The following is a 23,759-nucleotide window of genomic DNA, read 5'->3' as shown; positions in this document are numbered from 1 at the left end:
AGCCGCAGTCGCTTGGCGGGATCGATCACCAGCACGCTGCGCACCGTCACCGTATCCGACGCATTGGGGTGGATCAGATCGAGCAGATGCGAAACGCGCCGGTCCTCGTCCGCGATCAGCGGGAAGTTGAGCGCGACGCCCTGCGTCTGTTCGATGTCCGAAGCCCAGGCGCGGTGGCTCGCCACCGAATCGACCGAAAGCCCTGCGACCTTGACCCCACGCCGGTCGAACTCAGGCTTGAGCCGCGCGACCGCGCCCAGCTCGGTCGTGCACACGGGGGTGAAATCGCGCGGATGGCTGAACAGCACCACCCAGTCGTCGCCGGCCCAGCGGTAGAGACCGAAGTCTCCCTCGGTCGACGCTTGCGTAAAATCCGGCACCGTATCGAAAAGCTTGAGCGACATGCTTCACCTCCGATGTGCGATAATATCCTATCGATTTGATAGGATATGGAATAAAAGCTATCGCGGCGGCAAGGCGACCTTTTGTCGGACGAAGCGACGAAGCGGTCGCGCGCTCACCCCGGTTCGTACCCGAAGCGCCGACGAAGCTCGGCCGCGCCGGGCGGGGTGACGCGGATCGCGCGGCTGCCGTCGACCCGCGCGATCCAGCCGCGGTCGAGCAGCCGCTCGAGCAGGGCAGCGCCGAGCACGCCGGCGAGGTGCGGGCGGCGCTCGCTCCAGTCGAGGCACGGGCGGCAGAGCGGCCGGCGGGCCCAACCGCGCGGGGCATCGAGATCGATCGCCAGCTCGCCCAGCCACACCCGCCCGTGATCGGTCACCGCGATATTATTATCGTCGATCCGCACCGCGCCGTTTGCGACCAGCGTATCGGTGATCGCGATGCCCAGCCGCCCCGCGAGGTGATCGTAACAGGTCCGCGCCTCGCGAAGCGCGTTTGGCACGCGCGGCGTCGCGCGATGCCGCGTAACGAGCGGTGCGGTCACCGCCATCAACCCTTCGAGCAGCCGCGCGACCTCGGGCGAGGCGAGCCGGTAATAGCGATGCCGCCCCTGCGCCGCGACCGCGACCAGCCCGCCGTCGAGCAGCTGGCGCAGATGCCCGCTCGCAGTGGCGGCCGAGACGCCAGCGATCGTGGCGAGCTCGCCCGCGCTATGCGCTCGCGCGTCGAGCATCGCATCGAGCATATTGGCGCGCGCCGGATCGCCGATCAGCCGCGCCACCGCCGCCATATTGTTTCCCGTCGTCATGTCGCGCTTTTAGCATGGCCGGCGGCGATGACATTTCGGTCGCGCCCGAACGGTGGTGGTCCGCGACCATTTTTTTGCGGATCGGAGTAGCGCGATCGCCCGGTCCGTGTGATTTCGCCGGCGATGAACAACCTGACTCGCCGCAATATCTTCGCACAGGCATGGCCGATCATCGTCGGTCAGGCGCTGGTGCCGCTGGTCGGGGTGGTCGACGCGACGGTGATCGGGCGCACCGGCGACGCCGCGATGCTCGCGGGGGTCGCGCTGGGCGTCACCACGGTCAATCTGATCTTCTGGACCTTCGGCTTCCTGCGGATGGGGGTGACCGGGCTCACCGCACAGGCGCTGGGCGCCGGCGGCGGGGAGGAATTGCGCGCGCTGCTCGTGCGCGCATTGCTGCTCGGGCTGGGGCTGGGCGCGATATTGCTGCTGCTGTCGCCCGCGATCGTCCCGCTCGCGCTGCTGCTGATGCACGTGCCCGCCAACGCCGCCGCGGCGGCGCATGACTTCACCGCTGCGCGCTTCCTCGGCGCGCCCGCCGCGCTCGGCTTCTACGTGCTCAACGGCTGGCTGCTCGGGCTCGGCCGGACGCGGCTGGCGCTCGCGTGCCAGGTCGCGTTCAACGGCATCAATATCGTGCTCGACGTACTGTTCGTCGCGGTGCTCGGGCTCGGGCCGTGGGGAGCGGGGATCGGCACCTCGATCGCCGAATGGGTCGCGCTGGCGAGTGGGCTATGGGCGGCTCGGCACGTGCTGGGGGCGGGCTGGTGGCGCATTGGCCGCGCGACGACCTTCGCGCCCGGCGCGTTCCGGCGGCTGTTGTCGGTCAACGCCGATATCATGATCCGCACCGTGGCGTTGCTGCTGCTGTTCACCTGGTTCGCGCGCGCCGGCGCACGGCTCGGCGCGGTGCCGCTCGCCGCCAATCATGTGTTGATGCAGTTCGTCAGCATCAGCGCATTCGTGCTCGACGGGTTCGCCTTCACCGCCGAGGCGCGGGTCGGGGCGGCGATCGGCGCGGGATCGCGCGAAGGCCTGCTGCGCGCTGCGCGGCTGACCGGCGAATTCTCGCTCGCGGGCGGCGTGCTGTTCGCCGCCGCGATCGCCGCGAGCGGGCCGTGGCTGATCACGCTCGTCACCCGCGATCCCGCGGTGCAGGCGCAGGCGGTGGCGATGCTGCCCTTTTGCGCGCTGGTGCCCTTGCTCGGCATGCCGAGCTGGCTGCTGGACGGCATCTTCATCGGCGCGACGCGCGGGCGGACGCTGCGCAACGCGGCGATCGTCTCGCTCGCGCTCTATCTCGTCACCGATGCGCTGCTGCGCGGGCTGGGCGACGCCGGCGTCTGGATCGCGCTGCTGGCGAGCTACCTTTATCGCACGGCGGCGCTGGGGCTCGCTCTGCCGCGTCTGGTGAAGCAGGTGGGGCGCTGATCGGCGACTAGGGCCTAGCGCTCCCCGCCCGGCGCTCAGGCGCAGGATCGGCGCTGCGGCGGCTTGGTGCCGTTCGGCGTCAGGATGACCTTGCCGACACGCGGATCCCACACGCTGGTGAAGCGCGGGAGGAACCCGATGCCGAGCGTCAGCCGTTCGTCCTGGCGCTCGCTGCGCTCGAGATCGACCAGATCGACACGCTTCCCGCCGAAGGTCGCGGGCGTCACCGCGATACATCCCTTGCCGGGGCGCGGCTTGACGACCTTCGAGGGCGCGATCCGCTTCCAATTGGCGGGCTGCAGCGCGAGGCTGTCCCAGCCGGTCGTCCTGATGACCGTGGGCGTGGAATGGCCGCCGATGCTCGCGACGAACGGTCGCACCGGGCTGGAGGGGAGGAACGAGAGCGTGATGCTCTCGGGCGGGCGCGGCGTCCGCGGCGCCTTGGCCAAGGGCATCAGGCGGACGACCTGCCGACGATAATCGATCGTCGTGACGTATTTCTTGAAAAAGCCCCAGCCGAGCCAGCCGAGGAAGCGCGGGTCGATGTCCTGCTGCTGCTGACGGGCATCGATGCTGAGCGCCGCATCCGGATTCTTGCCGTTGCCCGACGAGGCGGGAACCTTGAGCACCCCGGCAAGATCCGCCTTGTGCGCGCCCGCGTGGCGGCGAAGGACGATCGACTCGTCGCCGCCGACGTGAACGCCCTGATCGAGCGGGACATAATGACGGTTCAGCAGGAAACGATCATAGGTCCCCGTATCGAGCAGGAAGACGCCGGGCTTGCCGTCCACCGCGCCCTTGATCAGCGGGAACCCTTCCTTGTTGAGCTGGAACGGCAGGACGATCTCGCCCGTCGCCGGGCGGGGGTTATGCTTCTTTTCGGTCTTTGCGACGGCGGCGAACGGCACGGCCGCGAGGAGGATGGCGAAGGCTGCGACTTTCATGCGGCGGATCATGCCGGGCGGCAACGCCGCGTTCAAGCCGAACGCGGCAGGAAGCGTCGGATTTCTAGTGCTTATCGGCGAGGCTCCCGCGCATTGCTCAGGACGGCCTGACCTTGAGCAGCGCCAACCCGAACCCGACGAAGATCGCCCCCGTGATGCGGTTGAACGCGCGCTTGATCGCCGGCCGGCTCAGATAGCGCGACAGCGAATGGCCGCCGAACGCGTAGACGGCGTACCAGCCGCATTCCACCGCGGCGAAGGTGACCACCAGAATGGCGAATTGCGGCGCCTGCGGCTGGGCCGGCGTCACGAATTGCGGCAGGAACGCCGCGGCGAACAGGATCAGCTTGGGGTTGCTGATGCCGATCGCGAAGCCGCCGCGAAACAATCCGCCCGGCGACACCGCGGCGGGAAGCTCGTCGCTGCCCACGTCGATCGGGCCGGCCTCGCTGCGCCACGCCTTGATGCCGAGATAGATCAGATAGGCGACGCCGGCGTAGCGCAGCACCGCGAAAGCGCCCGGCACCGCGAGCAGCAAGGTCGTCAGCCCCGCCGCCGACGCGGCGAGGACGGTAACCACCGCGGCGAGACAGCCGGCCATCGCGGCGACGCTGCGCTTCATCCCCATTTCTACGCTTCGCGACAGGATGTGGAGCATATTGGGCCCCGGCGTGCCGGAGAGCAGGAAGACCGCGCCCGTAAACAGCCACCATGTGTGAAGCGTCATCCCTGCGTCCTTTGCCGACCGAAAGCGAGCGACGCGTTAGTACCTGAAATCGGCAGCTTTACGGCGAAGCGATAAGATTAGCATTGACTAATGAATTAGCGAAGACTAATTGAACCGCATGATGCAGTCCGTTGCGATCGACAATGTGCTTCGCGCACTCTCGGACCCGACCCGGCGGGCGGTGTTCGAGCGTGTCGCGCGATCGGAACTCAACGTGGTCGAGCTGACCCGCGAGAGCGGGGTGACGCAGGGCGCGGTGTCGCAGCATCTGAAATTGCTCAAACAGGCCGGGCTGGTGACCGAGCGGCCGGAAGGTCGCCGGGTCTTCTACCGCGCCCGCCCGGAGGGGCTGGCGCCGTTGTTCGACTGGCTCAGCCATTATGACGCTTTCTGGCGCGACCGGTTCGCCGATCTGCGCTTGCTTCTCGAGGAGATCGATCAATGACCGACAGCCTGGTGCAGACCGACGCGCGCGTGATCGCGGTCGACGAGGTGTTCCCCCACGCGCCGGAGACGATCTGGAAGACGCTGGTCGACCCCAAACTGATCGCGCGCTGGCTGCGGATGACCCCGGTCGGGTTCGAGCCGGTGGTCGGCAATCTCTTCACTTATCAGACCAGCCCCGCGGGCGAATGGGACGGGACGATCCGCTGCGAGGTCATCGAGGTCCAGCCGCATCGCCGGCTCGCCTATAGCTGGCGCGGCGGCCATGCCGCGAACACCGGCTACGGCTCGCTGCTCGATACGGTGGTGACGCTGACGCTCGAACCGGTCGACGGCGGCACCCGGCTGCGCGTGGTCCATTCCGGGTTCGAGCTGCCGCGCAACGAAACCGCTTATCGCAACATGAGCGGCGGCTGGGTCGGCGTGGTCACCCGCGTCGGGGAGATCGCCGACGAGCAGGCGTAACGCATTATCCGTCCGACGAGCAGGAGCGACGTCATGAGCGAGGAACTGCCGAAAAACCATCCGCCGATCGTCTCGCCCGAGGCGTGGCGCGCGGCGCGCGAGGCGATGCTGGTGAAGGAAAAGGCGCTGGTCCGCGCCCGCGACGCGCTCGCCGCCGAGCGGCGGCGGATGCCGTGGATGGCGGTCGAGAAGGACTATGTCTTCGAGGGACCCGAGGGATCGGCGGCGCTGCTCGATCTGTTCGCGGGTCGGCGCCAGCTCATCGTCTATCGCGCCTTTTTCGAGCCCGGGGTGTTCGGCTGGCCCGATCACGGCTGCCGCGGCTGCTCGCTCGGGGCGGATCAGGTCTCGAACCTCGTCCATCTCAACCAGCGCGATACGACCTTGGTCTATGCCTCACGCGCGCCGCAGCCCGATATCGCGCGGCTCAAGGCGCGGATGGGGTGGGAACAGATCCCCTGGTATACGATCACCGACAGCTTCGACGCCGATTTCGGGGTCGACGAATGGCATGGGCACAATGTGTTCATCCGCGACGGCGCGAAAATCTATCGCACCTATTTCATCGACAATCGCGGCGACGAGGCGATGGGCAGCGTGTGGAGCTATCTTGATCTCACCCCGCTCGGCCGCCAGGAAATCTGGGAGGATTCGCCCGAGGGCTATCCGCAGACCCCGCCGTACAAATGGTGGAACTGGAACGACAATTATGACGCGGAGGACAAACCCGACCCGCAATGGGTCGCGGTGACCGACGCCGGCGAGGCGGCGTTCCGCGATCCCGACGCGCCGGTGAAGGCGTGACCGCGTCGCGCTGGCTCGCGCTCGCGGCCAGCCCGACCTTCGCGGTGATGGCGCTGCTGAACCTCGCTTACGGCAGCGATGCGCTGATCTGCTCGGCGATGGGCACCGGCGCGACCGGCGGGATGACCGGCATGTATGCGCTGATGAGCCTGTTCCACGCCTCGCCGTGGCTCGCGCTGCGTGGCAGGGCGCGTGTTCAGGGCTGAGCGGCGGCGGGGAAGCGCGTCACCTCGGTGAAGACGACCTGCCACCGGCCGCCGCGTTTCGCCCATATGTCGGCGAACCGCATATGGCTGACGAAGGGCTTTCCGCCGTCGGTGCCGCGCAACGTCACCTCGCCCGACAGCACCGCGCCGTCGCGCCACACCCGGTTGATCGGATGCTCGACGACGAAAGGCTGGAGCGAAAAGCCCGGCGCGGTCGAATCGCGGATGAATTCGGCCTTGGTCGATATCTCGGCGGCGCCGTTGACCAGGGTATAATCGTCGGCGAGCAGCCGCTGCAGCGCGGCGCCGTCGTTATGCATTTGCGCCTGATCGTAATCCGCCGCGGCCTGCGCCAGATCGGCCGGCAAGGCCGCGTCCTGCGGCGCGGTCGTTGCGAGCAGGGCAGCCCATAATATCGCGTGCATCCGTTTCTCCTTCAGGCGTCGGGAACAGAAATCGACGGCGCGAGCCGCAGCACCTCCGGCTTCTGCATCAACGCGGGAAGCAGCGAATCGGCGATGCCGTCGCGCCAGCCGCTGCGGGCACGCAGGCGTGCGTCGAACCCGCGCTCGCCGGCCACGTCGGGGAAGTGCGCGATCCACAGGAAAACCGGGTCGTGCTCGCGCACCGGGAGCTGCGGGAAATTGTTCGCGGCCGCCTCGCTGGCGAGCGTCGCGATCAGTGCGCCGCCGGCAGCGCGGATCTCCGGGCGCATCCACGCGTCGAAGAACGCCGCGAACGCCGCCGGGTCGACATCGCGCAGACGATGGATCGCGATGCGGGTCACGCCCTTGTTCGCCAGCGTCTTCGGCCCGACCGGCCCGGATATGCGCTTCAGCAGCAGCACATTGTCGCTGTCGACGATCATCGCATTGGCCTCGTTGCGATGCGCTTGCCACGCCGGGCCGGTGTAAAAGGTTTGCAGCGCCGTCTTGCGCGCATCCATATCGGCGAAGCCGCGTATCCAGACGAAGCGATCGGGATCGTCGAGATCGCGGAATACCGCCAGCACATGACAGCCGACCGCATCCTGCGAGGTGACGAATTGCTGCTCGAACAATCGCGTGAAGGCGGTACGCGTGCCGCCCTTCAGCGTATATTGCCGCAATTCGAACACGCTGAGCTCGGGCGATGCCGCCGCGAGCAATGGCACGGCCGCCAGCCCCGCCGCGCCGGCCACGAACATCCGCCGATCGATCACCGCCGGAACTCCATCACCCAATTGGTTTCCCACGTCGCCCCTCGATCGGGCGAGAAGGCCTGTTGCCAGCGCGGCACCCCGGCGGTGGGCATGTCCCAGATATAGCGGACGCGGATCGCCTTTCCGTCGAGCAGGCTGTCGCCGAAGAAGGTGCCGATGCCGTTTTCGAACCGGCCGGTGACCGGCGGATCGATCTCGGCAAAGCGCCCGTCCCACCACCAGATCGACCACAGCCCGGTCTTGGGATCGAGCCGCCGCAGCCCCTCGGCATGATAGGCGCCGAGCGGGTCGTCGAGGAAATTGTCCTCATAGCCGGCGAGCCCGGCCATCAGCGGCCCGGCGGTGGTGGTGCCGGCGAATTCATACCAGTCGGTGCTCTGCGCCAGCCGTCGCCGCAGCTTGCGGTGGTGGACGGTCCAGCGCCCGTCCTGAAACGAGAAGTCGCGCAGCGGCACCGCGCCGGTCGCGACGGGCGGCGCGGTGGCCGCGGCGGTGAGTAGGGCGCCTCCGGCGATCAGGGCGCGGCGATCGAGCGGGAAAATCTCTGTCATGCCCCAAGCCATAATCGGGTAAATATGTCAGCCTGCGTCAACATTGATGCGCTAAGGCCGAATGATGCGTGCGAGCCGTCTGCTTTCGATCCTGATCCTGCTCCAGATCCACGGGCGGGTCTCGGCGCGCACATTGGCCGAGCGGTTCGAAGTATCGAAGCGCACCATCTATCGCGATGTCGACGAGCTGAGCGCGGCGGGGGTGCCGATCTATGCCGAGCGCGGCGCGGCCGGGGGCTTCGCATTGCTCGACGGCTGGCAGACCCGGCTCACCGGGATGACCGGCGAGGAGGCCGAGGCGATCCTGCTTTCGAACATGCCGAGCGCCGCGGCCGACCTTGGTTACGGCGAGACAGCGGCGACCGCGCGGCTCAAATTGTTCGCTGCCATGTCGGCGCCATCGAGCGCGGCGGCGCGGCGCGTCGCCGATCGCTTCCATTTCGATCCCATCCCCTGGCATCGCCGCCCGGCGCCGCGGCGCGAGGATTTGCGGCTCTTGGCGCGCGCGGTGTGGGAATGCCGCCGGCTTCAGCTCGTCTATGATAGCTGGGGCGGCCCCACGCCGCGCACGCTCGAGCCGCTCGGCATCGTGCTGAAGGCCGGGGAATATTATTTCGTCGCGCTGCGGCGCGGGCAGCCGGCGATCCACAAGCTCGACTATGCGCGCGATCTGGTGCTGCTCGACGAGGGCTTCGCGCGGCCGCCCGATTTCGATCTCGCCGCCGCTTGGCGGGACGCGCTGGCACGGTTCGAGGCGGGGTTGCGCCGCGATGTCGCGACGCTGCGCGTCGCCCCCGCGGCGATGTCGCGGCTGGGCGCGCTCAACGCCGATATGACCGAACCGATCCTCGCCGCGGTGCCCGATGCGGACGGCTGGCGCCGCGTCACCGTGCCGATCGAGAGTGTCGATTTCGCCGCGGGCCAGCTGCTCGGCTTCGCGGCCGCGATCGAGGTACTCGCGCCCGCGGCGCTCCGCGCGGAATTGAAGGAGCGGGCAGAGGCTGTGACCGCGCTCTACGGATGACGGCATGTCCGCCGTCGTTGCGACGTCCGGCGACCGCGCGATCACCGAAGCGCGCGGTCGAACAGGTCGAGCGCTGCCGCGATCGCCGCCCGATGCGCGCTCTCCTGAACGGTCGCGTCGCGACAGACCGAAACCTCTTTCACCGCGGCTGCCGAACAGGTGGCGAGGAAGCTGTAGTGCGTGACGCCGGGAAGGATCGTCACGGTCGCGCCGGGGATCAGCGGCTTGGCGACCAGCGCATGGGTTGTCGGCGGCACCGTCACATCGGCTGCGCCGGCGATGATCGCCACGGGCACGCGCATGGCGCTAAGGCTTGCCGGCGTCAGCGGCTGCACCACCGGCGCCATCGCGAAAACCGCTTTCACACCGGGAAGGGAATGGTCATCGCTCGCCTTCGCCCGCTCGGCCGCGAGTGCGGGACTTTCGAGCGTCGCGGCCGCCTCTTCGTTGCTCAGCGCGAACTCCAGCTGCGGCTTGCAGGTGCCATCTTCGGGGTGCTCGTGGCAGAAGCGGATCATGCGCGCGGGATCGGTGCGCGCGCCTCCCGCGACCAGCGCGGTCAACCCGCCGATTGAGAAGCCCGCGACGCCGACGCGCGCCCGATCGATATGCGGCGACAGCCGCGGATCGGCGAGTACCGCGGCGAGCGCCACCTTCAGATCGTCGGCCCTGTCCCACCAGAGCACCGAACCGGCAGCGGTGGGGCGATCGATTCCATTGTTTCCGGGATGGTCGACGGCGACAACGACATAGCCTCGCTCGGCAAGTGCGCGGCCGAACCATCCCATCATCCGCGCCGATCCGCCGAAGCCATGCGACAAGAGCACGACGGGGTGCCGCGCCTCGTCAACGAATAGCGCGTCCGGTGCCGTGGTTCCGACCATGAAGAGCGGCTGGTCGGGCGGAATGTCGATCGAGCGCTCCGCCGCGCCAGCCTTCGCCGGATACCATATCGTAACGCGCAGGTCGGGGCGGTGCTCTGCATCGCGTAGCGCCGCGCTCGGCTGAGTGGCGAGCCGGTGCTGTTCCCCCACCGCCGCAGCCGCGGGCGCGGCGATAGGCAGGCAAAGCGCCGCGGCCATCAGGGTCAGCATTCTTGGGTTCATCCTATGGCTCCACGGCGTTGTGTCGCGGCTGTTCGGCACACAGCCCGTCCAGATAGAAATCGAGGTGACGATGCGCGAGCAATCGCTCCTCGTCCGGTGGCAGCCCCACCGCCAAGGGCCGCGCGAAGCGGGTCAAGGCGAAGACGATGTCGCGCTCGGAAAGATCGCTGCGCAGCGAGCCCTCCTGCGCGGCGCGGCCGACGATCGATTTCATGAGCGTTGCCGCACGCGCGCGAAGGTCGGGCCAATCCGGTTTTTCGAGCAGCGGGTGGAGAATATTCACCACCCCGATCCCGTTATCGAGGGCCATGTGCATATACTGACGCAGGGCGTCGACACCGCCGGGAACGGTTTCGACCAGCGTTTCTCCCGCGCCGATGCTCTTTTCCAGCACATGACGAATGACAGCGTGGAGGAGGGACTGCTGGTCCGGGAAGTGCCGGTAGAGCGTCCCGATGCCGACGCCGGCGCGCTCGGCAACAGCGTCTCGCGCGGGCTCGCCGCCGGCTTCCAGCGCCAGGTCGACGGTGACCTCGATGAGCCGCTGTCGATTCCTTTGCGCATCAGCCCGCATCCTGCACCCGCGCTCGACTCCAGAGCGATTGCCTTGACGCATCCATAAACGGAGGATATCACTCCGTTTGTTGTGCTGTCAATGTCGCTGCGAGGCCCATCGGGTTCGGGATCGATGAAACCACCGGCAACCAAATCTCGCTGGTCATCGGGAGGGGCGGCGATCCCCTGCCGTGTTCGCGACGCCAGTTGATCCACTTCGCGGCGACGGACTCAGTTCAAGGAGGCGCTAATGTATGCAAAAGATGTCCCGCCTGGCACCACCTTCTATCACGGCACCAAGGCCGACCTCGCCGTCGGCGACCTGATTGCGCCCGGTTTCGGAAGCAATTTCGTCGAACGCGGACTGAAGCACGTCTATTTCAGCGCGACGCTCGACGCAGCGACGTGGGGGGCGGAACTCGCCAAGGGCGAAGGCCGGGGCCGTATCTACGTCGTCGAGCCTACCGGTTCGTTCGAGGACGATCCAAACCTCACCGACAAGAGGTTCCCCGGCAACATAACCAGATCCTATCGCTCAACCGGGCCGTTGCGGATTACGGGCGAGGTGAAGGACTGGATCGGCCATTCACCCGAACAACTCCAGCACATGAAGGACAGTCTTGCACGCATGAGGGAGGAGGGCAGCGACACGATCATCGAGGACTGATCCGCACGAGTCTCCCCTTATCGCTTTTGCGCTGCGCGCGGCCCCCGGTTGAGCAGAAACACGACATAGCCGCGAAATTGCGGATGCCGTGCCAGCATCGGCGGCGCAGCCCACTCACCGCCCTCGACCAGCGCGACGCGAAAGGGAATCGGAAAATGCTCCATCCGTCGGAAATAGCGTTCGTAACCGGGAATGGTGGTGCGCCCCTGATAGGTCTGCACCACCGCCTCATCGATGATATGCGACAGCGCCGCGAGCGCCTGCGGGTCGCCGTGCGCGCTCCAGTCCATCAGCCCGGTGACCGATAATTTCCATCGCCGGGGCAAACGCTGCCGAAGATCGGCGAGGAAACGGGCATAGCCATCGATCCCGCGCGTCGCGGCGTCGAAATCGATCTGGAGCCCGGTGAGATCGTTGCCCGCCGCCTGCCAGCGTTCGAGATCGGCGATGATCGCGCCATAGACCGCTGCATCCCAATCGAGCCGGTTGGCGCGCACCACCAGCCACAGCACTTTTCCCGGCAGCCGCGGCACGCCCATGCGGAGCCGCTGGAAGCGCCGCGGCTGCCGCACCTCGCCGTCAAGAAGGTAGAGCGTCCTGGGACGAAGCGCCGCCGCCGGCCTGACGCCGGGCCACAGGTAAAAAGCATCATAGCCCGCAGCGGCCACCTTTGGTGCGACCGGGGGCTCGCGCGCCGGCCGGCAGGCCGCAAGCAGCAGCAGCGCGCCGATCGCAAGCCGTCTCACCAATAATAACGCAGCGATTTGGCCCAGCGGCTGTTGGGATAACGCGTCTTCAGCTCGGTGAACCATGCCTTTCGCCGCGCGATCGGCGCCTGCGCCGCGTCGCTTTCCGCGCTGGTCGCATGGGGTCCGCTACACCCGTTATAGGCCGATGGCGCATAGCACATCACCGCGCGATAGAGCGCATAAGCGCGCTCCTCCGGCGCGGCGCGCTGATCGGCTATGACCGCGTCATACAGGGCGTCGCGCGACATGGGGCGCCCCGGGAAGCCGTCCGGCCCCGCGCCCAGCCATTCCTTCTCGCCGTCCGGCCTGAACAGGCTGAAGCCATCGAAGCCGTTGAGGCGATAGAATTCGCCGAGGCACAATTGCGCTTTGCGATCGGCCGGCGCGCGCGCGAGCGTGGCGGCGGTCTGGGTGATGGAGGGGCAGGCGTAATCCTCGGCCCAGGTCCCTTTGCGGAACAGGCCCGCCGGCACCCTGTCCTGAAGCGAGAAACTCCAGAGCCCGCCATCGGCCCCGGCATCGACGGGAAGCGACGCGATATCGCGGCCGAAATCGCCATAAGCGCCGCGATTCAGATCCTTGTACAGCAACGTGAACCAGGCGATGTCGCGTTCGTGCGCCGGGCGCGTGGCATCTTTCCCCACGCCTCGCAGGATCGCCGGGGTCGCCACCGTCTGCAACAGGATTTCTCGCGTCGCGGCGTCGGTGATCGGCGATCCGGGCGCGAAGATTTGCGCCACCCGCCCGTCGCGCTGCCACCGGATCGCCAGCCCCATCTCGACCAGCGGCCGCTGGAACAGCGGCGCGGCGCCGCCCATCATGTCGCGCCAGAAGCCGGGCTCATTGACGTCGCCTGTCCGCGCCAGCGCCATGCCGCGCAGCATCTGGCGGCTGAAGGCGAGCGGGGTGAAGCTGCCCGCTTTCGCCGCATCGGGAAGCAACGCGAGGATCGCCTTCGGATCTTCGCCGGCATAATAGCGCCGCGTCGCTTCCAGCAGCGTGTAGAGATCGGGGCGGGCGGCGAAGTGCGGCTTCTGTTGTGCCAGCTCGTCGGCGGAGAAGCTATATCCCTTACCATCCTCGCGGCGCATGCGCTTCAAATCGGCGATGGCGAGCAGCAGCGGCGTGTCGCCTGCCGCGGCGATGCGTGTGGTGATATCATCGGCATCCAGCAGCTTGCGATCGATCTCCTCGGCGAGCAGCGCGCTTGCCTCGCTATCGCCAGGCGTCGTCGCGAGCAGTTTCTCATAAGCGCGGATCAGCGTTGCATTGTCCCCGCCGAGCCAGGCGACGCGCCGCTTCAGGCCCTCGGCCGATTCCGCGTAAAGCCCCCTGGGATAGGCTTTGAGATAGGCCGCGATCGCCTCCCGTGCCTCGCCCAGCGCGGCGCGGTCCACCTTATCGGTTCCGGCGAAATCGCCATATTGATCGGTGGTACCCGCCACCGCCGCGCGCAAGCCGATGCGGATCGGCATATAATGGGCGGCTTCGGCCACCCAGCCGGTCCGCGCGCGGGCGAGCGCGGCAAACCCCTGTCGCGCGGCCGCCCAATCGTTGCCGTAAAAGGCATAAGCCGCCTTCAGATAGGCGAGATAGTCGCGCCCCGGCTTGCTCGTAACCGGGGCATCCTCCCATTTCACCTCGTGGCAGCTCATCTGCGTCCGTAACGCGCCGAGCGCATCGCGCTCGGCCGCGGGGAGCGCATGCTCCTGCGCCAACGCCGCCTTGAACGCATCGACCGCAACATCCTGATCCGCGCAGATGCGGGGCGCGTCGGCCGCACCCTGCGACTGGGCCGATTGGGTCGCCGCCGGTTGCGGCCAGAATGCTTGCCGCAGCCCGTCCCAGGACATGAAGGTGTGCCCGAACTGGCGATCGTCGCTCCCGGGCGTCGCGCGCGCTTCGCCGCCGCGCGGCGGCATCAGGCTGCGCATCAGCAGCACCATGTTGATGCGCGTATCGTTGCCGGGGTTGAGCATCGCCTCTCCCCCGCAGGCGAAGGACGGCGAGGCCAGCCGCCATTCCGCCGAACAGCTATTGTCCGCGCACGCCCAGACCGCACCGCCCGCCACGATCGTGGACGCCGCAAATGCCGTCAGCCCGGCGATCGCCCTGCGCTTATGCCCCTTGACCATATGGCCGCTTCCATCCCTGCTTCATTGTTTTTCTGGCGGATTTTTCCGCGAAGCGAAAGGCGCGGATCCGCCCGATGCCAAATCGGCGAAACGGGGCGGTTCGCCGCGTCGTTGCCCACCGCATCATCTGCGCGCGAAATAAATTCCGCTGCGACGGGAATAATCCGCATCGAGCCACGGTCTTTTCCCATGAACATGGTTTCAAGGGACCAAGCCGATGACCGATCACGCGGACGAAAGCCTCAGCCGGCGCGGCCTGCTGACCCATTGCGCGGGCTGGGCCGGTGCCGGGGCGCTCTACACGCTGACCGGCGGGATCGCCTCGTCGATCAGCCTTGATGCCGCGCTGGCGGCGCCCGCGCGTCGTGGCGCGAGCAAGCCGTTCGCCTTCCTCCAGATCAGCGACACGCACATCGGCTTCGACAAGGCTGCCAATCCCGATACGCGCGGCACCGCGATCGCGGCGGTCGAGAAGATCAAGGCGCTGCCCGACAAGCCCGACATCATCCTCCACACCGGCGATATCACGCATCTGTCGACCGAGGAGCAGTTCGACGACGCGCGGCAGATATTGTCCGGGCTGGGTGCCCCGGTCTTCTATGTCCCGGGCGAACACGATTTCCTCGATGAAGGACAGGGGCGCGCCTATCTCGCGCGTTATGGCGCCGGGACGCTCGGCACCGGCTGGCACAGCTTCGATCATCTCGGGGTGCATTTCATCGCGCTCAACAATGTCGCCAATTTGAAGGCCGGTGGGATGGCGCATCTCGGCGAGGAGCAGCTTGCCTGGCTCAAGCGCGATCTCGCGGGATTGTCGGCGAGCACCCCGATCGTGGTGTTCGCGCATATCCCGCTGTGGACGGTCTATGAGGCATGGGGATGGGGGACCGACGACAGCGGGGCCGCGCTGGCGCTGCTCCGCCGGTTCGGCTCGGTCACCGTGCTCAACGGCCATATCCACCAGATTCTGCAGAAGGTGGAAGGCAATGTCTCGTTCCACTCGGCGCGGTCGACCGCTTATCCCCAGCCCGCGCCGGGTGCTGCGCCGTCGCCCGGTCCGCTCAAGGTGCCGAGCGAGCAGCTTCCCATGATGCTCGGCATCCGTACCGCGCGCTTCGTGCGCGGTAATGAACCGATCGCGCTGATCGACCAGTCGCTCGCCTGACCCAGTTTTTCGGAGTATCGCCATGACGCATGCCGTTGCCGCCGCCCGTCGTCTTGCCGCGCTGGCGCTGATCCTCGCTTTGCCCGCACTTGCCGCGTCGTCCGGCCCCGCGGCGGCGGCCACCCCGGCGAAAACCGTGACGGTGGCGATCAAGATGTTCGCCTTCACCGCGCGGGTCATCACCGTGGCGCCGGGGACGACCGTCGTCTGGACCAATGAGGATGAGGATCCGCATACCGTGACCGCCACCGACCGGAGCTTCCATTCCGCCGCGCTCGATACCGGCGGCAAGTTCAGCTTCACCTTCACCAAAGCGGGCGATTTCGGCTATTTCTGCTCGCTCCACCCGCACATGACGGGCCGGGTGATCGTCAAGGCGAATTGACCATGATGCGATCGGGCGAGGGCCGGTGAAGATGCGCGGTGGTCGCCTGTTTCGTCCGCGCCTCGTCTCGCCGTCGCGCGACGCAGCGGGGCGGGAGGCGGCGCAGGCCGAACGCTTCCGCCTCGTCATGCTGCCGCACCTCGATGCCGCTTACAGCTTCGCGCGCTATCTGACCCGCGACAGCGTGGCGGCCGAGGATGCCGTGCAGGATGCCTTTCTACGCGCCTTCCGCGGCTTCGACGGTTGGCGCGGCGATAATCCGCGCGCGTGGCTGTTCGCGATCGTGCGCCATCGCTGCCTCGACGCGATGACGGCGCGCCGCGATCCGCTGCGCGGCGCCGAGCCGGTTGAGGCGATCGATCGCGATTCCGCGGTTGCCGCAGCAGAGCCCGGAGCGCTGGAGGATCAAGCGGCGCGACGTAGCGAGATCGCGATGCTGCGCGGCGCGATCGAAAGTCTGCCGGAGCCGTTTCGCGAAGCGCTGGTGCTGCGCGAGCTGGAAGAGCTGAGCTACAAGGATATCGCCACCGTCACCGGGGCGCCGATCGGCACTGTCATGTCGCGGCTGGCGCGGGCGCGGCAGATGCTCGCGACCTTGTTGTTGCCGCCCGTATCGCGAAAGGCGCAAGCATGACCGCGCATCCCGACAAGCTGTCGCTGATCCACGGCCTGTTCGACGGCGAGCTCGACGCCGCCAATGCGCTGGCGATCGAGGCGCACCTGCGCGAATGCGACGATTGCCGCAACGAGTTCGAGCGGATTAAGTCGCTGCGCGACCTGCTTGATACGGACCGGCTCAGCGAACCGGCACCCGAGGGACTGCGCGACCGGATCCTTGCGACGCTTGAGGCCGGGGCCGGTGTCCGCCCGTCCCCGCGCAGCGGGATCGCCGCGCATGTGTTGAATGGCCGCTGGGCGTCGGGGGCGCTGGCGGGGGCGCTCGCAGCGTGCCTCGCCTTGACGCTGGGGATGCCGCAGCTCACCCGGACCGACACCGCGGACCAGCTCGTCCAGAGCCACGTCCGCTCGCTGCTCGCGAGCCATCTCGTCGATATCCCGACCTCGGACCGGCATGTCGTGAAGCCGTGGTTCAACGGCAAGATCGACTTCGCCCCACCGGTGCCCGATCTCAGGGACGCGGGCTTTCCGCTGATCGGGGGGCGGCTCGATTATGTCGATGATCGACCGGTAGCGGCGATCGTCTACGGGCGGCGCCGGCATTACATCAATCTGTTCGTGCGCCCCGCGGGCGGACTGTCGCTATCGCGCGGGTTCGCCGAGCGTCGCGACGGTTATAGCCTTGCGCGTTGGACGGCCGGTGGCCTCGAATTCTGGGCGGTTTCCGATGTGGGGGCCGACGATCTCGAGGCGTTCCGCCAAGCCTATATCGCGCACGGCGGCTAGCTCGGCCGGCATCCATCGCCGAAAAAGACCGTCCGCGCGACCGCAATCATATTGCCTCGCCCTCGTCATATTGTCGCGCGTGAACGGCGGTTCGTCTGGCCCACGCGCCGCGTCGGCAATTCATCGGCAATTGTGACGCGTTCCTTGGTCGCGTGAACCGGCCATGCTGATCGTGGCAAGGACCGCTTTCTGCCCTTCGTCTTTTCGCCCGCAAGGCAAGCGCCCCCCGATACGAAGGCGGGAAGGATGGCGCGCCAAAAAGCAAGTCAATAGGAGAACGGATCATATTGATCCTTTCTCTTCAATAAGATATTCAACGACTCGCCATGATGTAATACGGATATCATCTTCGGGGTTGATGGTTGAAACTGCGTAATGCGGTCGTACTATACTTGGTTAAAAAAGAATTAATAAGCCATTTTGTTCGCAATTGCACAATGATTACTTTCTGAACGATCGTTGTAACGCGATTTTGCCCTGATCCCCGGTTGGCTTTGCCGGGAGAGCGATATGGGTCATTCGGTTTCGGCGCGTCGCATGAACCGGATTTCGCGGTCCTTGCGTTCGGGAAGCGCAGCTTCCGTCATCGCGTGGCTCGCGTTATTCCCAACCGAGGCCGAGGCGCAATGCGCAGCAAATCCAGTCGGCAGTTCGACGATCGTCTGCTCGGGCGCTGTCGTTGTCTATTCCAATACGAGCAATGGCCTCGACGTTACGGTTGATCCGACCGCGACGATCACGGTGGTGCCGATTGCCGGTGGAACCGCGCTTTCGCTCACCGGCAACAATGTCACGCTTACCAACAACGGCTCGATCAATGCCGCCGCCGGGCCGACGTTCGCGACGAACGGTGCGATCGTCGGGAATACGGCCACCGGCAGCACAGTGAACGTCACCAATAACGGATCGATCACCGCGGGAACGTCGCTCCTCGCCGGCCCGGCGCTCACGGTGAACAACGGTGTCGGCGGCGTAAGTACGATCGTCAATTCCGGGACAATTGGCGCGGCGGGCTTTGCGATCGGCTCGGCGGCGGTTTCCACCGCAGGCAGCGGCACCGTCAATTTCACCAACAATTACGGCGGAGCGATCAACGGGTCGGCGGTCTTTGCCGGCGGTTCGAGCGGCAACAGCTTCATCAACGGCGGCACGATCACCGGCGGCGTCTCGCTCGGCGCGTCGGCGGGCGCGCTCAACAGCTTCACGGCGATGACCGGTTCGTCGATCGGCACGACCGTCGATGCGGGTATCGGGACCAACAGCACGCTCAGCCTCGCGCAGAACAGCGGCGGTGGCAGCCCGACGAGCGGCTCGATCGCGATCGGCAGCTACACCAATTTCTCCAACCTCTCGGTCCAGGGCGGAACCTGGAACATCACCGGTGCCTGGGTGCCGGCGGCGGCGTCGACCCCTGTCGTGACGCTTGGCGGCGGGACCGCGATCGTCAACCTGCCCGGCGTTTTCGCCACCGCGAGCATTACCGGCAACGGCGGGGCGCTGCAGGCAGGTGTCGCAGGCCTGTCGCTCGCCAACGCGATCAATCTCACCGGCGGCCTGGCGATCAGCGGCAGCAATGGACTGACGCTGAGCGGGGCGATCGGCGGTGCTGGCGGTCTGACGATGGGTGGGGCCGGGACGCTGACGCTGACCGGCGCGAACGCCTACGCTGGCGGCACGACATTGAATGGCGGCGGCGGCCTCGTGCTCGGCAACGGCCTTGCGCTTGGCACCGGCACCCTGGCCTTGAGCGGTCTCGGCGGTTCGTTGAGCGCGAGTGTGCCGGGCGTTGCGCTGTCCAATGTGATCAATCTGAACGGTGCCGGCCTGATGCTTGGCGGTGCCAACAGCCTCACGCTCGCCGGCGCGATCGGCGGTATCGGTGGATTGACGCTCGGCGGCGGCGGAGTCGTCACCTTGAACGGGGCCAGCAGCTATAGCGGTGGAACCCTGTTGAACGGTGGTGGTGGGCTCACCGTCGGTGCGAATGCCGCGTTGGGCATCGGCGCGCTGACGGTGGCCGGCGCTGGCGGCACGCTCAGCGTGGGCGTGCCGGGAGTCACGCTCGCGAATGCGGTTAACCTCAACGGCGGCCTGACAATTGGTGGCGGCAACACTCTGGGTCTGGGCGGCGCGATCGGGGGCACCGGTGCGCTGACGCTTAGCGGACCGGGGACGGTGACCCTGAGCGGCGCCAATGCCTATAGCGGCGGCACGACGCTGAGCGGTGGTGGCATTCTTGCGGTGGGCGCGAGCGCCGCGCTGGGAACAGGCGCGCTGACGGTGAGCGGCCTCGGTGGGACGCTGAGCGCGGTGACCGCGGGCGTTACGCTGGCGAATGCGGTCAGCCTCAACACCGGGTTGACCGTCGGTGGCAGCAACAGTTTCGGGGTGAGCGGCGCGATTGGCGGCACCGGTGGGCTGACGCTCGGCGGAACGGGAACGCTCACGCTGAGCGGGGCGAACAACTACACTGGGGGAACGATCGTCAACAGCGGCACGCTGGCGCTCGGCGCGGGCGGCCGCCTTGCGGCGGGCGGCGCCGTCAACCTTGCCGGGTCCGGCGCAATCTTCGATTTGAGCGCCGCGGGCGCGGCGCAGACGATCGGCGCGCTGACGGGTGTCGCGGGCAGCAGTATCTCGCTCGGCGGCAACAATCTGACGGTAAGCGGCAGCGCCAGCACCACCTTCGCCGGCGCGATTGGCGGCACCGGCGGGTTGACGCTGGGCGGCACGGGTTCGCTCACCCTCGCCGGCACGAACACCTATACCGGCGGAACGACCGTCACCGGCGGTACGCTCGCAATCGGACTTGGCGGTAGCCTTGCCGCCGGCGGGCCGGTCAACCTCGCCGGCGCCGGGGTCACGCTCGATTTGAGCGCGGCAGGGGGGGCGCAGACGATCGGGACGCTGACCGGCGTTGCGGGCAGCGCCATTGCCCTTGGCGGCACCAATTTGACCGTCGCCGGCAACAGCAACGGCACCTTCGGCGGCACGATCGGCGGCACCGGCGGCCTGACGCTTGGCGGGACCGGAACGCTCACGCTGACCGGGGTCAACACCTATACCGGCGGGACGGTGATCAATAGCGGGACGCTCGCGATCGGCGCGGGCGGCGGGCTTGCCGCGACCGGCGCGGTCAGCCTCGCCGGTGCCGGCGCGTCGTTCGATCTCAGCCTCGCCGGTGCCGCGCAGACGATCGGCGCCCTGTCCGGTGTCGCGGGCAGCAGCATCGCGCTCGGCGGCAACAATCTGACGGTGGGCGGCGGCGCCAGCACCACCTTCGCCGGCGTGATCGGTGGTACGGGCGGCCTGACGGTCGGCGGTACCGGCACGCTGACGCTCGGCGCGGCTAATGGCTACAGCGGCGGCACCACGCTCAACGGCGGCGGCGGGCTCGTGCTTGGCGCAAATGGTGCGCTCGGCACCGGGGCGTTGACCGTGAGCGGGCTCGGCGGCGCGGTCAATGTCGCCGCCCCCGGCATCGCGCTAACGAACGCCATAAATCTCACCGGCACGGGCCTCACGCTCGGCGGCAGCGATGACGTCGTGCTCGACGGCACGATCGCCGGCACGGGCGCGCTGACGCTCGGCGGCACCGGCACGGTGACGCTGAACGCTGCCAACAGCTATAGCGGCGGCACCAATCTCAGCGGTGGCGGCGGGCTTGCGCTCGGCGCCAATGGCGCGCTGGGCAGCGGCGCGCTCACGGTCAATGGGCTGGGCGGGACGCTCAGCGCTGCGACCGCGGGCATTACGCTGGCGAATGCGGTCACCCTCAATGGCGCCGGGCTGGCGATCGGCGGCGCCAACAGCTTTAGCATCAGCAGCGCAATCACCGGCACCGGCGGGCTGACCTTGGGCGGCACCGGCACGCTGACACTGACGGGAGCGAATGGCTACACCGGCGGGACGCTGATCAACAACGGAACGCTTGCGCTTGGCGCGGGCGGTAGTCTCGCCGCGGGGGGCGCGGTCGACCTTGCAGGCGCGACCTCGGTATTCGATCTGAGCGCGGCTAATTCTCCCCAGATCATCGGGGCGCTCTCCGGTGTCGCGGGCAGCCAGGTCGCGCTCGGCGGCACCAGTCTGACTTTGGGCGGGAGCGCCAATGGCACTTTTGCCGGCACGATCGCCGGCACCGGCGGGTTGACGCTCGGCGGGACCGGGACGCTCACCCTCGCGGGCGCGAACGGCTACACCGGCGGGACCACGCTCAACGGCGGGGGTGGCCTTGCGGTCGGCGTGAACGCCGCACTCGGCACGGGGGCGCTGACCGTTGGTGGGCTCGGCGGCACGTTGAGCGCCGCGGTAGGCGGGGTTACGCTCGCCAATGCGATCAACCTCAACGCCGGTCTCACGCTCGGCGGCAGCAATGATTTTGCGCTTTCCGGCCTGATCGGCGGAACCGGCGGGCTGACCCTCGGCGGGAGCGGGACGGTCACGCTCGGCGCCGCCAACAGCTATAGCGGCGGTACGGCGCTGAGCGGGGGCGGCGCGCTCGCGCTCGGTGCCAATGGCGCCCTGGGTACCGGCGCGCTGACCGTAAATGGTCTGGGCGGTACACTGAGCGCATCGATCCCCGGGGTCGCCCTCGCCAATGCGATCAACCTGAATGGTGCCGGACTGACGCTGGGCGGCGGCAATGATATCGCGCTGGGCGGAGCGATCGGCGGCAGCGGCGGGCTGACGCTCGGCGGCCTCGGAACGGTCACCTTGAGCGGCGCCAATAATTATGGCGGCGGCACGTTGCTCAGCGGCGGCGGCGGCCTTGCGCTCGGCACGAACACTGCGCTGGGAACGGGCGCGCTGACGGTGAGCGGATTGGGCGGCGCGCTAAGCGCGGCGATTCCCGGTGTCGTCGTCGCCAATGCGATCGATCTCAATGGCGCCGGTCTTGCGCTGGCCGGCGGCAACGGCCTTACGCTCAACGGCGCCATCGGCGGCACGGGCGGGCTGACGCTGGGCGGGACCGGGACGGTGACGCTCGGCAGCGCGAACACTTATGCCGGCGGCACCGCGCTGACCGGCGGCGGCGCGCTCGCCCTTGGTGCCAGCGGATCGCTGGGCAGCGGCGTGCTGACGGTCAACGGGCTTGGTGGCACATTGAGCGCGGCTGCACCCGGCATCGCGTTGACGAATGCGATCGACCTGAATGGCGCGACGCTGACGCTTGGCGGCACCAATAGTCTTGCGCTCAATGGCCTGATCAGCGGGACCGGCGGCCTCACCTTGGGCGGAACAGGGACGGTCACGCTGGGTGCCGCGAACAGCTATAGCGGCGGAACGACGCTCAGCGGCGGCGCACTCGCGCTGGGCGGTAGCGGCGCGCTCGGCGCCGGCGCACTGACGGTCGGCGGGCTCGGCGGAGCGCTCAGCGCCGGCGTGCCGGGCATTGCGCTTGCCAATGCGGTCAACCTCAACGGCGCCGGTCTGACGCTGGGCGGCGCGAACAGCCTGGCGCTCAACGGGGCGATCGGCGGCAGTGGTGGCCTGACCCTCGGCGGAACCGGGACGGTGACGCTCGGCGCCGCGAACAATTTCACCGGCGGGACGGCGCTCAACGGCGGCGGTGGGCTTGCGCTTGGTGCGAATGGCGCCTTGGGCATCGGCACGCTGACGGTGAGCGGGCTGGGCGGGACGCTGAGCGCGGCGGTGCCCGGCGCCAGCTTGACCAATGCGATCGACCTGAACGGCGCGGGTCTGACGCTCGGCGGCGCGAATGATATCGCGCTAAGCGGCGCGATCGGTGGGACTGGCGGGTTGACGCTCGGCGGGACGGGGACGGTCGCCTTGGGCAGCGCCAACAGCTATAGCGGCGGCACATCGCTGACCGGTGGCGGCACTCTCGCTGTCGGCGCCGATACCGCGCTCGGCACGGGCGCGCTGAGCGTTGGCGGGCTCGGCGGCACGTTGAGCGCCGCGACCAACGGCGTCGCGCTGGCGAATGCGGTCAACCTCAACGGCACGGGGCTGACCCTCGCCGGCAGCAACGACCTCGCGCTCAGCGGTGCGATCGGCGGGAGCGGTGGGCTGACGCTCGGCGGGACCGGGACGGTGACGCTGAACGGCGCGAATGCTTATAGCGGCGGCACGACGCTGAGCGGCGGCGGCGGCCTTGCGGTCGGTGCGAATGCCGCACTGGGGACGGGCGCCCTGACCGTGAGCGGGCTCGGCGGCACGCTGAGCGCGGCAACGAGTGGCGTCACGCTGGCCAACGCCGTCAACCTCAACGGTGCCGGTCTGACGATCGGCGGCGGCAACAATCTTGGCGTGAGCGGCGCGATCACCGGCACCGGCGGGCTGACGCTGGGGGGCACCGGGACGCTGACCCTGACGGGGGCGAACAGCTTTACCGGCGGGACGACGATCAACAGCGGCACGCTCGCGCTGGGGGCGGGCGGCAGCCTCGCGGCGGGCGGTGCGGTCAACCTTGCGGGCGCGACCGCGGTGTTCGATCTCGCCGCGGCAAACTCGCCGCAGACGATCGACATCTTGTCGGGCGTCGCCGGCAGCCAGATCGCGCTGGGCGGCACCAACCTGACGCTGGGCGGCAGCGCCAACAGTAGTTTCGCCGGCATGATCGGCG

General features: G+C 68.0%; 23 protein-coding genes (1 of these 23 cut by a window edge). 12 read left to right on the top strand and 11 right to left on the bottom strand.

All coding sequences use genetic code 11. The features are described 5' to 3' along the window. Together BGN95_RS14650 and BGN95_RS14645 are read right to left on the bottom strand one after the other, a co-directional pair. Nucleotides 1–404: redoxin domain-containing protein (locus BGN95_RS14650; protein ID WP_286773331.1), on the bottom strand; the 404-nt coding region annotated here is incomplete at its 3' end. Nucleotides 405–517: 113 nt separating this feature from the next. Further along, nucleotides 518–1,210, bottom strand: coding sequence for an ArsR/SmtB family transcription factor (locus tag BGN95_RS14645; protein ID WP_286773099.1), 693 nt, complete (start codon nucleotides 1,208–1,210; stop codon nucleotides 518–520). Between the two features lie 123 nt (nucleotides 1,211–1,333). On the opposite strand from BGN95_RS14645, the gene BGN95_RS14640 reads away from it, so the two are divergent. Beyond that, nucleotides 1,334–2,641, top strand: coding sequence for an MATE family efflux transporter (locus tag BGN95_RS14640; RefSeq protein ID WP_286773098.1), 1,308 nt, complete (start codon nucleotides 1,334–1,336; stop codon nucleotides 2,639–2,641). Between the two features lie 35 nt (nucleotides 2,642–2,676). On the opposite strand, the gene BGN95_RS14635 is transcribed toward BGN95_RS14640, so the two are convergent. After that, nucleotides 2,677–3,585, bottom strand: a complete 909-nt coding sequence (locus BGN95_RS14635; protein WP_286773097.1) for a hypothetical protein — start codon at nucleotides 3,583–3,585, stop codon at nucleotides 2,677–2,679. A 97-nt stretch (nucleotides 3,586–3,682) separates the two neighbouring features. After that, a complete protein-coding gene (locus BGN95_RS14630; RefSeq protein ID WP_286773096.1) occupies nucleotides 3,683–4,312 on the bottom strand; it encodes a LysE family translocator in 630 nt (209 codons plus the stop codon). A gap of 118 nt (nucleotides 4,313–4,430) precedes the next feature. Here BGN95_RS14630 and BGN95_RS14625 point away from each other — a divergent pair, with 118 nt between their 5' ends. Genes BGN95_RS14625 through BGN95_RS14610 form a run of 4 tightly spaced genes read left to right on the top strand, consistent with a single transcriptional unit; the run spans nucleotide 4,431 to nucleotide 6,231 of the window. Then, on the top strand, nucleotides 4,431–4,757 hold the full coding sequence (locus tag BGN95_RS14625) for an ArsR/SmtB family transcription factor (protein WP_179514094.1): 327 nt from the start codon (nucleotides 4,431–4,433) through the stop codon (nucleotides 4,755–4,757). Then, nucleotides 4,754–5,221 (top strand): SRPBCC family protein, encoded by a 468-nt coding sequence (locus BGN95_RS14620; protein WP_286773095.1) that lies wholly within the window; start codon nucleotides 4,754–4,756, stop codon nucleotides 5,219–5,221. The genes BGN95_RS14625 and BGN95_RS14620 overlap by 4 nt, the downstream gene beginning before the upstream one ends. Nucleotides 5,222–5,254: 33 nt before the next feature. Beyond that, the gene (locus tag BGN95_RS14615; RefSeq protein ID WP_286773094.1) at nucleotides 5,255–6,025 is read left to right on the top strand and encodes a DUF899 domain-containing protein; all 771 of its coding nucleotides are present in this window, start codon (nucleotides 5,255–5,257) and stop codon (nucleotides 6,023–6,025) included. Continuing rightward, nucleotides 6,022–6,231, top strand: a complete 210-nt coding sequence (locus BGN95_RS14610; protein WP_265267684.1) for a hypothetical protein — start codon at nucleotides 6,022–6,024, stop codon at nucleotides 6,229–6,231. The genes BGN95_RS14615 and BGN95_RS14610 overlap by 4 nt, the downstream gene beginning before the upstream one ends. Here BGN95_RS14610 and BGN95_RS14605 read toward each other — a convergent pair. The 3 genes from BGN95_RS14605 to BGN95_RS14595 are packed head-to-tail and all read right to left on the bottom strand — an operon-like array spanning nucleotide 6,222 to nucleotide 7,983. Further along, nucleotides 6,222–6,656, bottom strand: coding sequence for a nuclear transport factor 2 family protein (locus BGN95_RS14605; RefSeq protein WP_286773093.1), 435 nt, complete (start codon nucleotides 6,654–6,656; stop codon nucleotides 6,222–6,224). The two genes, BGN95_RS14610 and BGN95_RS14605, sit on opposite strands and share 10 nt — an antisense overlap. An 11-nt stretch (nucleotides 6,657–6,667) precedes the next feature. Further along, the gene (locus tag BGN95_RS14600; RefSeq protein WP_286773092.1) at nucleotides 6,668–7,432 is read right to left on the bottom strand and encodes a putative quinol monooxygenase; all 765 of its coding nucleotides are present in this window, start codon (nucleotides 7,430–7,432) and stop codon (nucleotides 6,668–6,670) included. Beyond that, complete coding sequence (locus BGN95_RS14595; protein ID WP_286773091.1) at nucleotides 7,429–7,983, bottom strand: DUF1579 domain-containing protein; 555 nt, start codon at nucleotides 7,981–7,983, stop codon at nucleotides 7,429–7,431. Before BGN95_RS14595 ends, BGN95_RS14600 begins: the two co-directional genes overlap by 4 nt. A 64-nt stretch (nucleotides 7,984–8,047) precedes the next feature. Between BGN95_RS14595 and BGN95_RS14590 the strand changes: the two genes are divergently transcribed. After that, complete coding sequence (locus BGN95_RS14590) at nucleotides 8,048–9,007, top strand: helix-turn-helix transcriptional regulator (RefSeq protein ID WP_286773090.1); 960 nt, start codon at nucleotides 8,048–8,050, stop codon at nucleotides 9,005–9,007. A gap of 41 nt (nucleotides 9,008–9,048) precedes the next feature. Here the strand turns inward: BGN95_RS14590 and BGN95_RS14585 are convergent, their stop codons facing one another. Next, nucleotides 9,049–10,113: an alpha/beta hydrolase family protein gene (locus BGN95_RS14585; protein WP_286773089.1), complete on the bottom strand. Its 1,065-nt coding sequence runs from the start codon at nucleotides 10,111–10,113 to the stop codon at nucleotides 9,049–9,051. Between the two features lies 1 nt (nucleotide 10,114). After that, nucleotides 10,115–10,687 carry a TetR/AcrR family transcriptional regulator gene (locus BGN95_RS14580; protein WP_265312736.1) on the bottom strand — a complete coding sequence of 191 codons (573 nt, stop codon included), beginning with the start codon at nucleotides 10,685–10,687 and terminating at the stop codon, nucleotides 10,115–10,117. Nucleotides 10,688–10,918: 231 nt separating this feature from the next. On the opposite strand from BGN95_RS14580, the gene arr reads away from it, so the two are divergent. After that, nucleotides 10,919–11,335, top strand: coding sequence for an NAD(+)--rifampin ADP-ribosyltransferase (arr, locus tag BGN95_RS14575; protein WP_265312735.1), 417 nt, complete (start codon nucleotides 10,919–10,921; stop codon nucleotides 11,333–11,335). 17 nt (nucleotides 11,336–11,352) lie between these two features. Here the strand turns inward: arr and BGN95_RS14570 are convergent, their stop codons facing one another. Both BGN95_RS14570 and BGN95_RS14565 read right to left on the bottom strand, forming a co-directional pair. Next, nucleotides 11,353–12,081: a DUF3142 domain-containing protein gene (locus BGN95_RS14570; protein WP_286773088.1), complete on the bottom strand. Its 729-nt coding sequence runs from the start codon at nucleotides 12,079–12,081 to the stop codon at nucleotides 11,353–11,355. Then, nucleotides 12,078–14,219: a PA5441 family protein gene (locus BGN95_RS14565; RefSeq protein ID WP_286773087.1), complete on the bottom strand. Its 2,142-nt coding sequence runs from the start codon at nucleotides 14,217–14,219 to the stop codon at nucleotides 12,078–12,080. Before BGN95_RS14565 ends, BGN95_RS14570 begins: the two co-directional genes overlap by 4 nt. Nucleotides 14,220–14,436: 217 nt before the next feature. On the opposite strand from BGN95_RS14565, the gene BGN95_RS14560 reads away from it, so the two are divergent. From BGN95_RS14560 to BGN95_RS14540, 5 genes are all read left to right on the top strand, one after another. Then, on the top strand, nucleotides 14,437–15,384 hold the full coding sequence (locus BGN95_RS14560) for a metallophosphoesterase family protein (RefSeq protein ID WP_286773086.1): 948 nt from the start codon (nucleotides 14,437–14,439) through the stop codon (nucleotides 15,382–15,384). 22 nt (nucleotides 15,385–15,406) lie between these two features. After that, complete coding sequence (locus tag BGN95_RS14555) at nucleotides 15,407–15,769, top strand: cupredoxin domain-containing protein (protein ID WP_286773085.1); 363 nt, start codon at nucleotides 15,407–15,409, stop codon at nucleotides 15,767–15,769. 31 nt (nucleotides 15,770–15,800) lie between these two features. Continuing rightward, the gene (locus tag BGN95_RS14550; RefSeq protein ID WP_265312825.1) at nucleotides 15,801–16,403 is read left to right on the top strand and encodes a sigma-70 family RNA polymerase sigma factor; all 603 of its coding nucleotides are present in this window, start codon (nucleotides 15,801–15,803) and stop codon (nucleotides 16,401–16,403) included. After that, nucleotides 16,400–17,173, top strand: a complete 774-nt coding sequence (locus BGN95_RS14545; RefSeq protein WP_286773084.1) for an anti-sigma factor family protein — start codon at nucleotides 16,400–16,402, stop codon at nucleotides 17,171–17,173. Before BGN95_RS14550 ends, BGN95_RS14545 begins: the two co-directional genes overlap by 4 nt. A gap of 510 nt (nucleotides 17,174–17,683) precedes the next feature. Then, nucleotides 17,684–23,759 carry the 5' portion of an autotransporter-associated beta strand repeat-containing protein gene (locus tag BGN95_RS14540; RefSeq protein ID WP_502688297.1) on the top strand. Its footprint extends 41 nt past the window's final position, so 6,076 of the gene's 6,117 nt are visible here — the first part of the coding sequence; its start codon is at nucleotides 17,684–17,686; the stop codon falls past the right edge of the window.

It is taken from the genome of Sphingomonas sp. 66-10 (assembly GCF_001897045.1).
Taxonomy (GTDB): domain Bacteria; phylum Pseudomonadota; class Alphaproteobacteria; order Sphingomonadales; family Sphingomonadaceae; genus Sphingomonas; species Sphingomonas lycopersici.
The sequence above is the reverse complement of the archived record's forward strand: the minus strand, read 5'-3'. Positions and strand labels throughout refer to the sequence as shown.

What these genes read in the sequence shown, in the direction of transcription:
- BGN95_RS14545 (WP_286773084.1), top strand. Translation starts at nt 16,400, where the DNA reads ATGACCGCGCATCCCGACAAGCTGTCGCTGATCCACGGCCTGTTCGAC.
- BGN95_RS14605 (WP_286773093.1), bottom strand. Translation starts at nt 6,656, where the DNA reads ATGCACGCGATATTATGGGCTGCCCTGCTCGCAACGACCGCGCCGCAG.
- BGN95_RS14640 (WP_286773098.1), top strand. Translation starts at nt 1,334, where the DNA reads ATGAACAACCTGACTCGCCGCAATATCTTCGCACAGGCATGGCCGATC.
- BGN95_RS14585 (WP_286773089.1), bottom strand. Translation starts at nt 10,113, where the DNA reads ATGAACCCAAGAATGCTGACCCTGATGGCCGCGGCGCTTTGCCTGCCT.
- BGN95_RS14595 (WP_286773091.1), bottom strand. Translation starts at nt 7,983, where the DNA reads ATGACAGAGATTTTCCCGCTCGATCGCCGCGCCCTGATCGCCGGAGGC.
- BGN95_RS14560 (WP_286773086.1), top strand. Translation starts at nt 14,437, where the DNA reads ATGACCGATCACGCGGACGAAAGCCTCAGCCGGCGCGGCCTGCTGACC.
- BGN95_RS14590 (WP_286773090.1), top strand. Translation starts at nt 8,048, where the DNA reads ATGCGTGCGAGCCGTCTGCTTTCGATCCTGATCCTGCTCCAGATCCAC.
- BGN95_RS14580 (WP_265312736.1), bottom strand. Translation starts at nt 10,687, where the DNA reads ATGCGGGCTGATGCGCAAAGGAATCGACAGCGGCTCATCGAGGTCACC.
- BGN95_RS14555 (WP_286773085.1), top strand. Translation starts at nt 15,407, where the DNA reads ATGACGCATGCCGTTGCCGCCGCCCGTCGTCTTGCCGCGCTGGCGCTG.
- BGN95_RS14630 (WP_286773096.1), bottom strand. Translation starts at nt 4,312, where the DNA reads ATGACGCTTCACACATGGTGGCTGTTTACGGGCGCGGTCTTCCTGCTC.
- BGN95_RS14565 (WP_286773087.1), bottom strand. Translation starts at nt 14,219, where the DNA reads ATGGTCAAGGGGCATAAGCGCAGGGCGATCGCCGGGCTGACGGCATTT.
- BGN95_RS14615 (WP_286773094.1), top strand. Translation starts at nt 5,255, where the DNA reads ATGAGCGAGGAACTGCCGAAAAACCATCCGCCGATCGTCTCGCCCGAG.
- BGN95_RS14645 (WP_286773099.1), bottom strand. Translation starts at nt 1,210, where the DNA reads ATGACGACGGGAAACAATATGGCGGCGGTGGCGCGGCTGATCGGCGAT.
- BGN95_RS14550 (WP_265312825.1), top strand. Translation starts at nt 15,801, where the DNA reads ATGCGCGGTGGTCGCCTGTTTCGTCCGCGCCTCGTCTCGCCGTCGCGC.
- BGN95_RS14635 (WP_286773097.1), bottom strand. Translation starts at nt 3,585, where the DNA reads ATGAAAGTCGCAGCCTTCGCCATCCTCCTCGCGGCCGTGCCGTTCGCC.
- arr (WP_265312735.1), top strand. Translation starts at nt 10,919, where the DNA reads ATGTATGCAAAAGATGTCCCGCCTGGCACCACCTTCTATCACGGCACC.
- BGN95_RS14620 (WP_286773095.1), top strand. Translation starts at nt 4,754, where the DNA reads ATGACCGACAGCCTGGTGCAGACCGACGCGCGCGTGATCGCGGTCGAC.
- BGN95_RS14625 (WP_179514094.1), top strand. Translation starts at nt 4,431, where the DNA reads ATGATGCAGTCCGTTGCGATCGACAATGTGCTTCGCGCACTCTCGGAC.